The organism is Clostridium sp., assembly GCF_050717635.1.
GTDB lineage: Bacteria > Bacillota > Clostridia > Clostridiales > Clostridiaceae > Clostridium_AD.
Genome location: NZ_JBOITO010000002.1, coordinates 157523 through 173587, shown reverse-complemented (window position 1 = coordinate 173587; position 16065 = coordinate 157523). Strand labels below are relative to the sequence as shown.

At 33.6% G+C, this 16065-nt stretch carries 15 protein-coding genes; 11 read left to right on the top strand and 4 right to left on the bottom strand.

The annotated features are described in order from the left end of the window. The first annotated feature begins 133 nt into the window (after positions 1 to 133). From ACREWB_RS01115 to ACREWB_RS01070, 10 genes are all read left to right on the top strand, one after another. Entirely contained in the window at positions 134 to 892 is a 759-nt protein-coding gene (locus ACREWB_RS01115; RefSeq protein WP_431545635.1) for a threonine/serine exporter family protein, read from the top strand. After that, positions 889 to 1362 (top strand): threonine/serine exporter family protein, encoded by a 474-nt coding sequence (locus ACREWB_RS01110; RefSeq protein WP_431545634.1) that lies wholly within the window; start codon positions 889 to 891, stop codon positions 1360 to 1362. The genes ACREWB_RS01115 and ACREWB_RS01110 overlap by 4 nt, the downstream gene beginning before the upstream one ends. Before the next feature lie 44 nt (positions 1363 to 1406). Continuing rightward, positions 1407 to 2471, top strand: coding sequence for a helix-turn-helix domain-containing protein (locus ACREWB_RS01105; RefSeq protein WP_431545633.1), 1065 nt, complete (start codon positions 1407 to 1409; stop codon positions 2469 to 2471). A gap of 1 nt (position 2472) precedes the next feature. Then, complete coding sequence (locus ACREWB_RS01100; protein WP_431545721.1) at positions 2473 to 3717, top strand: FAD-dependent oxidoreductase; 1245 nt, start codon at positions 2473 to 2475, stop codon at positions 3715 to 3717. A gap of 326 nt (positions 3718 to 4043) precedes the next feature. Further along, complete coding sequence (locus ACREWB_RS01095; protein ID WP_431545632.1) at positions 4044 to 4973, top strand: DUF5692 family protein; 930 nt, start codon at positions 4044 to 4046, stop codon at positions 4971 to 4973. 36 nt (positions 4974 to 5009) lie between these two features. Beyond that, positions 5010 to 5681 (top strand): hydrogenase nickel incorporation protein HypB, encoded by a 672-nt coding sequence (hypB, locus tag ACREWB_RS01090; protein WP_431545631.1) that lies wholly within the window; start codon positions 5010 to 5012, stop codon positions 5679 to 5681. Positions 5682 to 5714: 33 nt separating this feature from the next. Continuing rightward, positions 5715 to 8417: an FAD-dependent oxidoreductase gene (locus tag ACREWB_RS01085; protein WP_431545630.1), complete on the top strand. Its 2703-nt coding sequence runs from the start codon at positions 5715 to 5717 to the stop codon at positions 8415 to 8417. Between the two features lie 30 nt (positions 8418 to 8447). Next, entirely contained in the window at positions 8448 to 8789 is a 342-nt protein-coding gene (locus ACREWB_RS01080; RefSeq protein WP_431545629.1) for a hydrogenase maturation nickel metallochaperone HypA/HybF, read from the top strand. A gap of 122 nt (positions 8790 to 8911) precedes the next feature. Further along, positions 8912 to 9430: an ECF transporter S component gene (locus ACREWB_RS01075; RefSeq protein ID WP_431545628.1), complete on the top strand. Its 519-nt coding sequence runs from the start codon at positions 8912 to 8914 to the stop codon at positions 9428 to 9430. 27 nt (positions 9431 to 9457) lie between these two features. Continuing rightward, the gene (locus tag ACREWB_RS01070) at positions 9458 to 10048 is read left to right on the top strand and encodes a class I SAM-dependent methyltransferase (protein WP_431545627.1); all 591 of its coding nucleotides are present in this window, start codon (positions 9458 to 9460) and stop codon (positions 10046 to 10048) included. A 34-nt stretch (positions 10049 to 10082) separates the two neighbouring features. Here the strand turns inward: ACREWB_RS01070 and ACREWB_RS01065 are convergent, their stop codons facing one another. Next, positions 10083 to 11501: a L,D-transpeptidase family protein gene (locus ACREWB_RS01065; RefSeq protein WP_431545626.1), complete on the bottom strand. Its 1419-nt coding sequence runs from the start codon at positions 11499 to 11501 to the stop codon at positions 10083 to 10085. Between the two features lie 208 nt (positions 11502 to 11709). Beyond that, positions 11710 to 12009, bottom strand: a complete 300-nt coding sequence (locus ACREWB_RS21785) for an iron-sulfur cluster biosynthesis family protein (RefSeq protein ID WP_503417238.1) — start codon at positions 12007 to 12009, stop codon at positions 11710 to 11712. Positions 12010 to 12402: 393 nt separating this feature from the next. Here ACREWB_RS21785 and ftsH point away from each other — a divergent pair, with 393 nt between their 5' ends. Continuing rightward, entirely contained in the window at positions 12403 to 14205 is a 1803-nt protein-coding gene (gene ftsH / locus ACREWB_RS01060; RefSeq protein ID WP_431545625.1) for an ATP-dependent zinc metalloprotease FtsH, read from the top strand. Between the two features lie 45 nt (positions 14206 to 14250). On the opposite strand, the gene ACREWB_RS01055 is transcribed toward ftsH, so the two are convergent. Both ACREWB_RS01055 and ACREWB_RS01050 read right to left on the bottom strand, forming a co-directional pair. Then, positions 14251 to 15087 (bottom strand): ABC transporter permease, encoded by an 837-nt coding sequence (locus tag ACREWB_RS01055; protein ID WP_431545624.1) that lies wholly within the window; start codon positions 15085 to 15087, stop codon positions 14251 to 14253. A 7-nt stretch (positions 15088 to 15094) separates the two neighbouring features. After that, complete coding sequence (locus ACREWB_RS01050) at positions 15095 to 16009, bottom strand: ABC transporter ATP-binding protein (RefSeq protein WP_431545623.1); 915 nt, start codon at positions 16007 to 16009, stop codon at positions 15095 to 15097. Between the last annotated feature and the right edge of the window lie 56 nt (positions 16010 to 16065).

Here is a 16065-nt window from a genome sequence, read left to right as displayed (position 1 = left end):
TATTTTCTAAATTCTAATATTTATTTTAAACATAATAGTAAACTATTTTTACATTAATCTATATAGATTAATGTAAAAGATGATATAATTATGCTAGTTATAAATAATTAACAAATGTGAAAAGAGGAATAATATGGAGGGTAAACAAGTTTTAGAAATTGCACTTTCTGCGGGTCAAATGCTAATGAGTAATGGTGCTGAAACTTACAGAGTTGAAGAAACAATTGAAAGAATATGTAATTCCTATAGTTTAGAATGTGAATGTATAGTAACAACTAACGGTGTTTTTGTTTCTGTTTTAGATGTAAATAATGAAAAGGTGACTTCACTAAAAAAAATCAGATCAACACATTTAGATTTGTATAGAATAGAACTTATCAATTCTTTTTCAAGAAGTATTAAAAATAATCCTATAAGCTATGAGGATGCTGTGAAAATACTTAAAGATATAGACAATGCACCCTTTTTTACTTTTCCAGTAAGACTTATAGCCGCAAGTATGACTTCATTTGTTTATTCACTGTTTTTTAAGGGGACAATCTATGAAGCAACAGTTTCAGGAGTAATAAGTATCGGCATTTATTTTATGTTAGAAAAGCTTTCTAAGGTTGGATCCTTTCAATTTTTTAAATTTTTCTTCTCAGGTCTTATTATAGGATCTGTAAGTTTGATGGTTGAAAATGTATTTCCATTTATTAATAAAGGAAATTCCATCACAGGTGCAATAATGATATTATTACCTGGAGTAGCACTTGCTAATGGCATTAAGGATATTATTTATGGTCAATTCACAGCAGGAATGTCTAAATTTGGTGAAGCAATGCTTGTTATAACTGCAGTAGGCGCAGGAATTGGTATAGCATTAACACTTGGGGTAGGTGTAAAACTATGATAAAACAAATTATTTTGGCATTTCTTGGGAGTATATTTCCTGTGATTCTTTTTAATATTGATAGAAAAAAGATAATATGGGCTGGTTTTTGTGGAGCAATTGGCTGGGCAACATACCTTCCCATTTATAACTTACAACATAGCGTTGGTATGGCATCTTTTGTAGGAGCTATAGCTGTAGGTATATATAGTGAATTTATGGCAAGAAAACTTAAGACCCCGGCTATTCAGTTTTCAATACCTGGAATATTCCCACTGGTACCTGGCCTAACTGCATATAAAACCATTAACTGTATAGTAGAGCAAAACTACTCAGCAGCATATTCTAATGGAATACACGTTATAGTTGCAGCTGGTTCAATTGCATTTGGTATAATGTTATCTATAACAACTTTTCGTTTTATATCAAAGTTAACCTTTATTAATAAGTATTATAATAATCATCGTGGTATAGATAATAATGTTACATAATGAAAATACAATAGGTAAGAAATCTTTACAATGGGGGCTCCATTATGAAAGTAGAGGGTTTTAATGCACACTACAAGCATGTTGTTTTAAAACATGCTTTGAAAAAAAATAACGTTTCACTGACATGTGAATTATTTGGAATTTCAAGAACCACATATTACAATTGGAACAGGGCTTATGAAAAGCATGGTATGATTGGCCTAGAAGTCAAAGAGCCAAAAAAACCTGAAATGCCCAATAAAGTAAATAAAACTATTGAATATGAAATTTTATCTCATATTCAAAAATTCCCTACAGATGGGCCCAAAAGAATTTACTATGAGCTAAGGGCGGAAGGAATTAATATCGGGGATTCTGGCATTTACAATGTTTTAAAGAGACACCATCTTGAAACGAAAATTAAACGGATAGAATATTCTAAGAACAAAGCTCTTCATGTAAGCATGAAACAGAAAAATAAGAAATTAACAACCTGTTTTAAAAACACAGACGAAACTTACCCAGGATATTTGGTGCTTCAACGAATGGATTTTATAGGCACATTTGATGGTATTGGTAAAATATATCAATACAGTCTTTATGACACTTATTCAAAATGGGGTTCCGTAAAACTATATAATAAAAAGCAAGATATTAATATTTGGTACTATTTCGAACTAAAACTTGTGTACTTAATGAATACTTTAAATTTAAACATTGAGCATTTAATTACTGAAAAAACAAAAGAATTTTTACCCTATTTCGTTAAAGGCGACAATTATAAGAAAATTATAGAAGATTGCCACATTGACCATAGGTTCATTGTGCCTAAAAAAAATACGATCTTGGATACTATGGGTGATTTTAATGAATTTTTAATAAAAGATTTTTATAATAAAATTGCAACGGACAAGAACCTTAACTCGTTTATTAAGGTTGAACATGCGTTGCACAAATTTATAAGACATTACAATTTTTCAAGAGTAATATCTAGTGGCAGTAATGTAGGAAAAGTGCCTGCTAAAGTTATGCTTGAAAAAGCTATCCGTAATAATGTAGATCTAGATACCTTGCCACTTTGGATTTTGGCTTTACTGAGTCCCCCTAAAGAAGGTGATAAAGTTGAATAAAATGGACCAAAATATTGCTATTATTGGAGGAGGACTTTCTGGGCTTATATTCGCAGAAGGTTTACAACGAAAAGGTTATAAGAATGTTACTGTTTTTGAAAAAGACAATCGGGTGGGTGGCAAATTGTATACGATTTGGTATAAAGGTAAGTCATATGAATTTGGTGCTCTCTTTTGTTTGCCTTGTCAGACACATCTAAAAACTCTTATGAAAAGGTTTAATATCAAAATTGATGGTCCCAGGTTATCGCGTATTAATTATGATACAAATGGCAATAAAATTATGCAAATACCCTTAGATGTACTGGGCGATTTTGTCCAAGAACTCCATAGACTTCCAGATGTTTTGGCGAAATATAAATCGTTAGAAAAAGTTAACATCCATAATGTAGAGACCCCACTTATGCTTCCTTTTTCAAAGTGGTGTGATATAAATCAGTTACTGGTTTTAAAATCAGTTTATTCGCATTATTTCACCAGTTATGGACTAGGAGATATAGACGTTGTACCTGCACTTTATGTTCTTAGGATATTAAATTATGATAATTTAATGTCTTTTATGGAATTGCCTGAATTCAGCACGTGGAAAAAGGGTGTTAGCATACTTGTTGAATGCTTAAAGCGAGAAATTAAAAATATTAGATTAGATCAAAACGTAGCAAAAATTTCCTTATCAAAGAACGATAAATTATGTGTTCACACTGATTTTAATGTGCTTGAATTTGATCGAGTAGTTATCACCTCCCCTTTAAATACATTTTCAGATTTTTATGATGGGGATCATGAAATGAAAAAATTTTTAAGTTCTATAAAATATGAAGATTTTAACCTTTACGCTTTCATAGCGGAAAAGGTGCCAAAAGGATGCGGTTGTGTGCTAGAAAACTTATCTATGAAAAACAGAGGCCATATCATATTGTGGAATTCTAGATGGGATTCATGTGACCCAGAAGAGTTAGTTATAGTTTATGCTTATAACAATCCAGAAAACTCTAAAGCTGAATCTCTAAAAATTATTGAAAGTGATTTGTTAAAACTTAACATTAAGAGTCCAAGGCTCTATCAGTTTAAGCGTTGGCAACATTCTCCTTATGTAGATACAAGTGTTCTACAAAAAGGATTCTATGAAAAAATGGAATCCATGCAAGGAATAAACAATATTTTTTTAGCTGGTGAAATCATGAGTACCGTATCAATGGAAAACTGTATTCAGTATTCCAACTATTTAATCAATAAATATTTTTAATGGTATAACAGTTACTTAATTGATTTTAAATCATTTAAGTAACTTTTTTATTTTCAAGTATAGTTTACACTTGTGTATGGAGTAATCTTTCTTATTATAGCTTAATACATGATTCATTCCATCTTCGCTATGTAAACTAGACTTGAAAGGTATAGTTGACAAACGTTGTAATTGCAAGTGTGTTACTTTTTTGACAATAATATTATTATTAAATATACTTAAATAACATTCACTTGGTAATAGTTGCTAAGCCGTTGTAAACGTTTTTTGTTTTCAAATAAAAAAGAGTGAAAACAGTTTAATGTAAAATAAAGGGGGGCTAAAAAATGTTTTTATTTGAATCAATACCTTGGTACTCTGTTTTGGCGTGGTTAGGGGTGGTTGCAGGCTTAATGCTTGCAAATGAGTTAACTCGTAGGAACAAATATTTATCCATTGCAACATATATAATATTACCTATTGTACTTACGTTTACGGTATGGAAATACACAGCAGCTGCCGGAACCAGCGTTGGATCTTGGTTCACTTGGGCAAAAGTCTATTCTTCATTGGCAGGAGTAGTTGGCTTTATGGCTCTTCGTCATATTAAAGCTTTGGACAAAAAAAAGTATCTATTAATATTTCCACCACTTATTCTATCAATTAACATTCTAGAGGCAGTTTTTCGCGAATTCCAATGCTATAACTTAAATGGTATGGTAGATGGTCTTATGATGAACGGCGGTCCTTGGAATATCATGAACGGTATTGCAGGTATTTTAAATATTATTACTATTTCCGGTTGGATGGCTATTTTCATTGGTAAAGATAAAAATAAGGATATGCTTTGGCCAGATCAAATTTGGTTCTGGATAATTGCCTATGACCTCTGGAACTTTGCTTATGTTTATAACTGTGTTTCCAATCACGCGTTCTATGCTGGTGCAGCACTTTTAGTTTCATGTACCATTCCAGCTTTCTTCATAAAGAAAGGTGCTTGGCTACAACATCGTGCACAAACCTTAGCTATCTGGATGATGTTTGTTATGTGTTTCCCGGTCTTTGTTGATAGTTCTAAATTTGCTGTTAAAACAACCAATAATGAAACAACTTTATTTATTGTAAGTGCTGTAGCTTTAGCTTTTAATGTTGGCGTATTTATATATCATTTCTATAAAGTATTTAAATACAAACGTAATCCTTTTAAACAAGATGTACACGTAGACCTAGCAGATCACAAATACATTGTGAAAAATAATAAAACAATAAATCTTTAGAGATAAAAAACACATTAAAATATAGGGGGATATGATATGGATACATTTAAAATTCTTGAGATCAAAAAAAGTGTTTTCGAAGACAATGATAGGCAGGCTGATTTACTTAGGGAAGAATTGAAAAGAGAAAAGACATTTTTACTCAATTTGATGTCATCACCAGGTTCGGGTAAAACGACAACTGTTTTAAGAACCATTGAAATGCTTAAAGATGAAATGAGTATTGGCGTTTTAGAAGCGGATATTGACTCAGATGTAGATGCTCATGCTGTTGCAAATACGGGTACAAAAGTAATCCAATTGCACACAGGTGGAATGTGTCATCTTGATGCAGATATGACCAAACAAGGACTACTTGGAATGGGCACAGACGGGATTGACTTTGTTATTTTAGAAAATGTAGGAAATTTGGTATGTCCAGCAGAATTTGATACTGGTGCATCAAAAAATGCCATGATTTTAAGTATACCAGAGGGAGATGACAAGCCTCTAAAATATCCCTTAATGTTTTCAATTGTTGATGTTTTATTAATTAACAAAATAGATGCAATGGACTATTTTGATTTTGATATAGAGGCAGTCAAAGAACGCGTAAAAAAATTGAATCCAAATATCAAGGTTATTCCAATCTCTGCTAAAACGGGTGAGGGAATTTCTGAGTGGGTGGATTGGATTCGAAGCGAAGTTAAAAGTTGGAAAATAAAATAGTATTATAGTAAAATTAAATATGGGGGGATATAAATGGTAAAAGAGAGAGTATTGGACCTTGCGAATAAGATTAGTAGAACAAAACGTGGTTCAAAATCAGAAATAAAACCAGAACATCCGGAATATAAAATTCTAGAACCTATTGTTACAGAAGAAATGGCAGAAGTAGGACTTTGTCTTGAATTACGTAAACCTAAAAGTGCAGAAGAAGTTGCAGCACTCTGTGGTAAGTCTGTAGAAGAAACTGCAAAACTTTTATGGGATATAGCTGTTGCCGGTGTTGCTTTTGTCAATAAAATTGATGGTGTTGATAAATACTGGATTGAAATTTGGGTTCCAGGCCATATGGAAATGATAGTTAACAATAAGGAAAACATTAAAAAGTATCCACAACTTGGCAATGCTTTTGATGAATACGGAAGAAGAAAAGGCCCAATGGGGGTAGGTGTTTTTCCAGTAGGCACAGGTCCTATGCGTGTTATACCTATTGAAACAGCCATTGAGGGTGAAACCAGAAGAGCATCCTATGAGGAAGTTTCCAAATATCTCAATGAAAATACTATTTTCTCAGTTTCCGATTGTGCTTGCCGCACATCAAGGGAAGCTATGGGAGAAGGTTGTGGTCACTTGAAAGAAGATATGTGTATTCAGATGGGACACGCTGCTGAATTCTACATCCGTACAGGTAGAGGCCGCGAAATTACTCGTGCGGAGGCTTTTGAAGTTATTAGAAAAGCCGAAGAAAATGGTTTGATGCATAGTATACCGAATACAGATGGCCCAGGAAAAACTCACGCCATTTGTAACTGCTGTGGTTGTTCCTGCTTCTCAATGAGAATTGCCGGTATGTACCTTAACAATGATATGATACGTTCAAATTATGTTTCACAAGTTGATAGTGATAAATGTGTTGGTTGTGGAGAGTGTGTTGAGGTTTGTCCTGTTAATGCACTAAAACTAGGTCAGAAATTATGTGCTAAAACACCAATTACTTCAAAGATACGAGAGGATTTTCCATCCAATACAGAATGGGGTCCAGACAAATACAACCCAGATTATCGTACCAATAAACAGAATGTTGTTGAAACCGGTACAAGTCCTTGTAAAACAGAGTGTCCAGCTCACATATCTGTTCAAGGATATATTAAGCTTGCCTCCCAAGGAAAGTATAAAGAAGCACTTGAACTTATCAAGCACGAAAATCCTTTTCCAGCAGTATGCGGACGTATCTGCCCTAGAAAATGTGAAGATGCCTGTACAAGAGGTGATATTGATGATGCGGTTGCTATAGATGAAATAAAAAAATTCATTGCAGAACAGGACTTAAACGTATATAATCGCTATATACCAAAGCTTAAACATGAATACGGAAAGAAAATTGCAATTATTGGTGCTGGCCCTTCAGGTCTATCTTGTGCTTACTACTTAGCTATTGATGGTTATAAGGTAACCGTGTTTGAAAAACAAAAATCACTAGGTGGTATGTTAACACTTGGAATACCATCTTATAGGTTAGAAAAAGAAGTAATAAACGCAGAAATTGATGTTTTGAGAGAACTGGGTGTTAAATTCAAGACAGGCATTGAAGTAGGCCTAGATGTTAGCCTTAAAGATCTTAGAAACGATGGATATGAAGCATTCTATCTTGCGATTGGTGCTCAGGCAGGCAGGAACCTTGGTATCCAGGGTGAAGATGCAAAGGGCGTTATTACAGGTGTTGATTTTCTGCGAGATGTAAACCTTGGTAATGACATAAAACTTGATGGAAACGTAGTTGTAATTGGTGGGGGTAACGTGGCTATTGACGTTGCAAGAACAGCTACAAGAGTTGGCTCCTCAAAAGTTGACATGTTCTGCCTTGAAAGCCGAAAAGAAATGCCAGCACTTGAAGAAGAAATTGAAGATGCAATGTCAGAAGATATTGGTATAAACAATTCTTGGGGTCCAAAACAAATTCTTCATGAAAATGGACATGTATGCGGTATAGAATTCAAAAAATGTCTTTCAGTTTTCGATAATAATGGAAAGTTTAGTCCTAAATTTGATGAAAACAAAACTATGATTGTTAAGACAAACCATGTTCTTATTTCAGTAGGACAAGGAATAGATTGGGGAAAATTATTAGAAAATAGTAAAATAGAATTAAACCCAAATAAAACAATTAAAGCAGATTCGTTTACACTACAGACAGGAGATCTAGATGTATTTGCAGGTGGAGATGCCATGACAGGTCCTAAGTTTGCTATCGATGCTATTGCTATGGGTAAAGAAGGTGCAATTTCAATTCATCGTTACGTTCACCCTGGACAAAGCTTAATTCTAGGTCGTAACAATCGAGAGTTTCATGCCCTCGATAAAGAAAACTTGACTCTTGAAAGCTATGATCGTATGCCTAGACAAAGAGCACTTCACGTAGACGGAAAGAAATCAAAAGAAACCTTTAAAGATTTACGCACTACATTTACCGAAGAGCAAATGAAGAAAGAATCAGAACGTTGCCTTGGATGCGGTGTTACAACTGTAGATGAATACTTGTGTGTAGGTTGCGGTGCATGTACAACTAGATGCAAATTTGATGCTATTTCACTTATCAGAAAATATGACGCAAAAAGCGTACCTCTTGAAAAACTTAAACCAGTAATTCTTAAAAGTATGATTACGCGTAAAGGTAGAATTGCAGGTAGAAAAGCAACCAAATTTGTAGGTAGAATTTTAAAGCTAAGTAAAGCTAAATAGCAATTTTAAGAAATAAGGAAGTGATTAAATTTGCATGAACTAGGCGTCGTATTTGAAGTCATTAAGACCGTTGAAGCTTTCGCAGAAAAGAATGGATTAACAAAATTCGATAAATTGGTTCTCCAAATCGGCGAGCTCTCATCGATGATTCCAAAATATATTGAAGCGTGTTACCCCGCAGCAGTGGATGGTACTTTATTTCAAACTATGAAATTAGAAATTGAAATATTACCTGGCAATGCTATTTGCAAAAAATGTAGTAAGGTTTTTAATGTGATAAAAAATAATCAAATATGTCCAAACTGCGGAAGTAAAGACTCAAATTTATTAAGCGGAAGAGAATTTATGATTAAGGAAATTGTCGCCTGTTAGATTGAGACTCAAAAGTAGCCACTTAAACACCTCTTTTGGGTACTATTATAACCCAAAAGAGGTATTTAACTTATGAGATATAGCTACTCTCGCGATTTTCCTTTTCAAAAGGAGGATTCATTATGAAAAATAAGTCAACTAAACAATTGATATTATCAGGTTTATTTATTGCTATTGGAATTGTATTACCAATAATATTTCATTCCATTGGCGGAGGATCCATGTTTTTACCCATGCATATCCCAGTACTTATTGCAGGATTTTTTCTGAGTATACCCTATGCGTTATCAGTAGGCGCATTAACTACATTATTAAGTTCTTTATTAACAGGAATGCCCCCGGTATTTCCAGTACTTCCCTTTATGATAGTTGAACTAGCCACATATGGAGTTATAGTTAGCTTGCTTTATAGAAAATACAATATGAATGTCTATGTTTCACTAATCATTAGTATGATATGCGGTAGAATTATGGCAGGGTTAGTAGTATGGTCACTAGCAACATTTTTTATGGCAAAACTACCTAGCCCTATGATTTTTATAACAGCTTCAGTCACTAAAAGTATCCCTGGCATCGTTATTCAACTTATCTTTATACCTGTGATTGTAATGGCAGTGAATAAAAATAGAAGGAAAATTTAAATACAAAAATAGTGTAGGAGGTTTCAAATGAAATCACAGAAAGAATATTTCAATGATGCAGCAAACTCTTGGGATGAAACATGCATACATGATATGAAAAAAGTAGAGTATATCCTGGACTTAGTTGAAATACAAGCAGGTAGCCATATTTTAGATGTAGGTACAGGGACAGGCATACTTATCCCTTTCCTATCTCAAATAGTCACTCAATCAGGTCACATTAAAGCAATCGATGTGTCAGAAAAGATGTTAGAAATAGCTCAGCAAAAAAACAATTATAATAATGTAGTCTTTGTATGTAGTGATGTACTTGAAAATAAAGGCGATGAAGTGTGTTATGATCACATCATCTGCTATTCTATGTTTCCTCATTTTCAACATAAAAAAGAAGCAGTAGAAAAGCTTTCAGAAAAATTAAAAATAGGTGGAAAACTCACCATCTGCCATTCCCAAAGCAGAGATTCAATCAACAATCTACATAAAAGTTCAGACGATGCCGTTAAAGAAGATAATTTACCTACAATAAAAATCATAAAACAGTATTTTTTAGAAGCAGGTTTAAAAGTTGTTAAGGAAATTGACAATGAAGAAATGTTTATAATTGCAGGTGTTAAATAATATTAGAATATCCTTTGTTTAATCTCATATAAATTTATCTGCTATGATAACAAACAACAGGAGTACCTGTCTCTATATTGTCAAATACTGTTTTTGCTACATTGTATGGTGAATTTATACAACCATGGGATCCGCCCGTCTTATACAAATCCCCCCCAAACTTACCTCGCCAGCTTGCATCATGAATTCCTATTCCCTTATTAAAAGGCATCCAATAATTCACAGGAGCGGCGTAGTTTTCCCCTTTAAGGGTTGCATTTCTTTCTTTATAATTGATCTTATAAACGCCTACCGGTGTTCTAGTTTTCTCAGATCCATCATTACCTGTGACAACATCCCCTTGTGTAATCAGCTCTCCATTTTTATAAAACCATAGGTGTTGCGTTGAAAGATCTATTTCTACATAGGTATTTCCAATATCATCCTTGCCATGAGCTAATGCGGTTTGATAATATTCAGGTTCTTTTTCTATAGATTTCCCTTCCTTTACGCTTGAAATTAAATATTGGATTTCTTTAACCTTATTAATGGCCCAACCATAAGTACCACCACCAATATTAATTACCTTTCCTGATGATGAAACAAAATTTCTTGTGTCAGCAACTGTATTGTATTGACTTGCAAGTACGTCCATATAAATTTCAACTTGTTTTTCATCAAATGTGATTTCACTATTCTCATCAACTGTAAACCATTTATTTATTATAGAACCATCTAAAATTTCTCTATCATCTCCAAAAGTATAGGTAATCTTTGAAGATACATATTTGTTAAGCATGTCCCTTGTGGCAACTACCTTTGGAGATTCCGAAGTATATTGTGGCTTAACATAGTAATTTATTAACTCCAAATCTATTGTTGTCTCGCCCGTGTTCACTGCGTCTAACGCATAATTATATAAAATGTCTTTATTACCCCTGTTTCCAATGACTTCATCCACAATCACATAGCCATTATTTGTATACTTATAGCTAGCATTTGTAGGTTCAATTATCTTACTACTATCAAAACAAGATAGCTTCTCCACTCGCTTTTTCAATAAATTTTTATCATATTTAATTTCTGCTATCATTTTAGAATCTTTTGTATTAAAAACTGCTGAAATCCATTTAAAAGGATTCTGTTTATCTTTAAACTCCTTAAAATCACCATTAACATTATACTTTAAGCCAATTTCTTCACCTCTAATGTGTTCAACTATACCGCCTCGTTCTTTTATGTTTAACTTATATTTTTGAATCTCAGAAGCCATTTGTTCATTTACATCCTCTACAATTCTACCTGAAACACTAATTCTATTTATTTCAGAACCAAAATAGAAATGATTCATAAAATATATTGCTATCCCAAAGTATATGATAAGCAAAGTAGACATAGAAATTATAATACCTAAAACAATTTTATTTTGCTTTTTCATTGACTTTATTGTTGATTTTCCTACCTCAGTTTCCATAATTGCACCTCCTCTTATACCTTTTCAAAAAAACTAACTACTAACCTCCAAATTAATATAGCACTGAATAGCAAGGTATGTTTTGTTCTCTTATGTATCTATTATACTAAAGGTGTTCTTGTAAGAAAAGGTATAGATTGTTAATAAATAAAAAAGATAACAAAAACACTTTATCCTTATATATTAAGAATAAAGTGTTTTTTAAATATTAGCAGGAAGAAACTGCTGCTCCTCTAATAACAAAACCTTTTTCGAACCAGCTGTTTGCATAGTCTACAACCGTATTACGTACTTTTTCTTCCAAGTTAGAATTATATACAACTGTAATTCCCTGTGATTCTATAACAATATCATTTTGATTCTTTAACTCATCCAGAGTTAATTGTAGTCTCGGTCCCCCTCAACCAGATCCTCCAAATGAAATTCTAAGCATAGTGGTTTTAGGATTATTCTGTTGCAAAATAGTCTCTTTAAGTTTCTCTGCTGCTATCTCAGATACTTGTATCATTTTATTTTCAACTCCCCTTACATATTAGTCATTTGACAAGTTTCTATTTCCTCATATTTATCTCTTTTAGCGTTTTTTATACCCCCATGAGGTATATGTTAATCTTTCTATCTCTCAATGTCAATACTAGATTTATTTATATTATTATAATTTCACTTGTAAAAACATCAGATTTTCATCATTATTTAAACCGTTAATATGGTATAATAGATTGAGAGAAATTAATGTTTAAATAGCAGAAAATTTTTTTTATCAAAAGTAATTAAAAAATTTATAGATAACCGTAAGTTTATGTTATGATATTAAAGGACGTAAAAATAAACGGAAGTTATTGTTCATATAAATTGGCTTCTAAAAAAATAAGTATCTATTGAGAAAGAGAGGTGTTCTCTGATGAAAAAGAAATCAAATATTGCTATTTTGGCTATAATTCTTGTTATTATCGCAGTATCTTTATTTTTTAAAACAGATCAGACGTCAACAAATATTAATTTTACTCAGTTCCAAAGCGATTGGACAAATAATAATATAAAGAGCTTCGTGGTGGAAGATGATCAAAGGTCAGTTTCGGGAACTTTAAAAAACGGAACTACATATAATACGATTGTTCCGGCCGCTAGATTAAATCAGTTCATTGAAGCTAATCCAAAAGGCTCCAATGTTCAAGAAACATACCTAAAACCATCCGATTTTGAAATGTGGTTGCAGGTTTTGCCTAATGTATTATTTGTATTAATGCTTGTAGGATTTGGATTTATATTCCTGAAGCGGTCAAAGGGTGCCGGTGGAAGCGGTGGTGTAATGAATTTTGGTAAAAGTAAAGCAAAACTATCCGATCCTAATGCTAAAAAAGTTAGTTTTACTGATGTTGCAGGAGCAGATGAAGAAAAAGCTGAGCTTGCAGAGATAGTCGATTTTCTAAAACAGCCTAAAAGATATATGGATATGGGCGCTCGCATACCAAAGGGAGTTTTACTAATAGGGCCTCCAGGAACTGGTAAGACACTTCTTGCAAGAGCTATTTCAGGAGAAGCCGGAGTACCATTTTTCAGCATCTCAGGTTCGGATTTTGTAGAAATGTTTGTAGGCGTTGGAGCTTCTAGAGTACGTGATTTATTTGAGCAAGCAAAAAAGAACTCACCTTGCATAATTTTTATAGATGAAATTGACGCTGTTGGAAGACAAAGAGGTGCCGGCGTTGGTGGAGGAAATGATGAACGTGAACAAACATTAAACCAACTGCTAGTTGAGATGGATGGATTTGGGGAAAATGAAGGAATAATAATGATTGCAGCTACAAATAGAGCTGATGTACTTGACCCAGCACTACTAAGACCAGGTAGATTCGACAGACAAATACTTGTTGGTTTACCTGATTCTAAAGGTAGAGAAGAAATTTTAGCAGTCCATTCAAAAAATAAACATCTTGACCCAGAAGTTAAACTTAACGTGCTTGCTAAAAGGACACCTGGATTTACAGGCGCAGACATTGAGAACTTAATGAATGAATCGGCACTTTTAACTGTACGAAAAGATAAAAAGCTTATAGGAATGGATGAACTTGAAGAAGCAGTTACAAGAATAATTGCCGGACCTGAAAAGAAAAGCAGAGTGATAATCGAAGCAGATAGAAGGCTTACCGCATATCATGAAGCAGGCCATGCAATTGTAATGAATTTACTTCCAATGTCAGATCCTGTTCACCAGATAAGTATAGTTCCAAGAGGAAGGGCTGGTGGATATACTATGCGTCTTCCAGATGAAGACAGTTCGTATATGTCGAAGTCAAGACTAGAAGAAGAAATTGTGGGCCTACTAGGTGGAAGAGTCGCTGAAAAACTAGTTATTGGGGATATAAGTACTGGCGCAAGCAACGATATCGAGAGAGCAACTACAATTGCAAGAAAGATGATAATGGATTACGGTATGAGTGACACTATTGGTCCAATTGCATTTGGTTCAGGTAGCTCTGATGAGGTATTCCTTGGAAGAGACATGGGTAAAAGTAAAAGCTTTAGTGAAGAAACTTTAAACAAAATAGACGTAGAAATAAAAAAACTTATAGATGAAGCATATCAAAAAGCTTTGACAATTTTAACTGCAAATAGAAGTAAACTTAATGCTGTTGCAGAAGAGCTTTTAGTACGTGAGAAGCTTGAAGCAGTTGATTTCCAAGAAATATTTGCAAGAAGCTAATAAAAAAATCACAGGTTACCTAAACCTGTGATTTTTTTATTATTATTAACTCCATATATCAGCTTCTTTACTTTTTGAGCGATTAATCCTAGAAAAATCAACTTTTGAGAAAACATAAGTTGACAATAGTAAAAATACGAGTCCGAAAATGAGTACAATAGCCATGCTGATAGGAGGCGTAATTACAAAACTACCTATTTTAAAAGCAAGTTGTTCTGCTACCATTTGACTCGTTGTTAATGATGTCTTTTCCAGTATAATTGTTCTAAAAAATGCTGTTGTATACGTCATTGGATTGAGATACGCAATATATTGTAATGTTTTTGGCAACATTGAAAGCGGTATATATGCGCCACAAAGGAACGTCATAGGCATTGTAATGGCCGTTACTACAATTTGAAATGTTTGAGAATTCTTAACCAGAGCCGCTAAAAATAGTCCTAACCCCGAAAATACAAGTCCAACTACAACCATAACAATAATTACTGCAAATGGTGTTATCCAAGATGTAAACTGAAGCCCTATAAAATAACCAATTAATAAAATAATAATACCTTGCATAGTTGCTATTGTTGCTGCTGATAATAGCTGACCTGCGGCAATCTGGATTCGCTTAACTGGGCTTACTAACACTTCCTTCATAAATCCCGAAACTATATCTTCAATGGTACTTGTTGCGATGGTTAGTGATGTTTGGAAGACAGTGGTTATCACAATACCCGCCAACATATAGTTTACTGGATTTTGAATATTGTCATTTTTAAATATGGAACTAAACACATATAAAAAGAAGAATGGCATGATAATAGTGAAAACTAATTGAACACGATTGCGAACAAAAATTTTAATGTTTCTAAACCATAATGCTACTATAATATCCATAATTTTATCACTTCCTTATATCTTTTCCGGTAATTTCTAAGAATACATCATTCAATGTACCTTTTTTAATTTCCAAATCTGTTATCGCTGCTTTCTGCTCACTTAATATCTCCATAAGTTTTGGTATACTATCAACTTCAATGGAATAATAACCTGTTTTTTTCTTGTAAATAAACCCTGCCGCATCTAGCAATATCTCCAGCCCTTGCTCGTCAACGGTTGTAATATTTGCTCTATCCTTTGTATATTGCTGTTTTAAACGATATGGAGTGTCTATCGCAACTATTTTTCCTGCATCCATAATGGCAACTTTACTACAAATCTCTGCCTCCTCCATGTAATGTGTTGTTAGAAAAATAGTAATATTCTTCTCCTTTTGAAGCTTTACAATATAATCCCACATGTGAGCCCTTGTTTGAGGATCAAGTCCTGTGGTTGGCTCATCTAAAAATAATACTTTTGGGTAGTGGAGGAGTGATCTAGCTATTTCCACACGCCGTTTCATCCCACCGGACAGACTACTTACCATTGCTTTTTTCCAATCCAGTAAATCCACTAAATTTAAAACAAATTGGATACGCTCAGTGGATTCGCTTTTAGGAATACCATAAAAATGACAATGCATAATTAAATTTTCCAGAACGGTCATTTTATTATCCAATGTTGGTTCCTGGAAAACAACCCCAATGACACTTCTAACCGCATCCTTTTCATTTGAAACGTCTTTACCATCAATTATTAGGGTTCCTGAGGTCTTATCGAATATGGTACACAGTGTATTGATGGTTGTGCTTTTACCGGCCCCATTCGGCCCTAAAAACGCGAATATGCTTCCTTCTTCTACCTCAAAAGTCACATTGTCAACTGCTGTAAACTTATCATACTTCTTTACAAAATCCCGAACTTCTATTATATTTTTCATGGTATCTCCCCTTTGAACTGTTTTCTAGCTTTGTGCTATGGCAGTCTAAATACAAC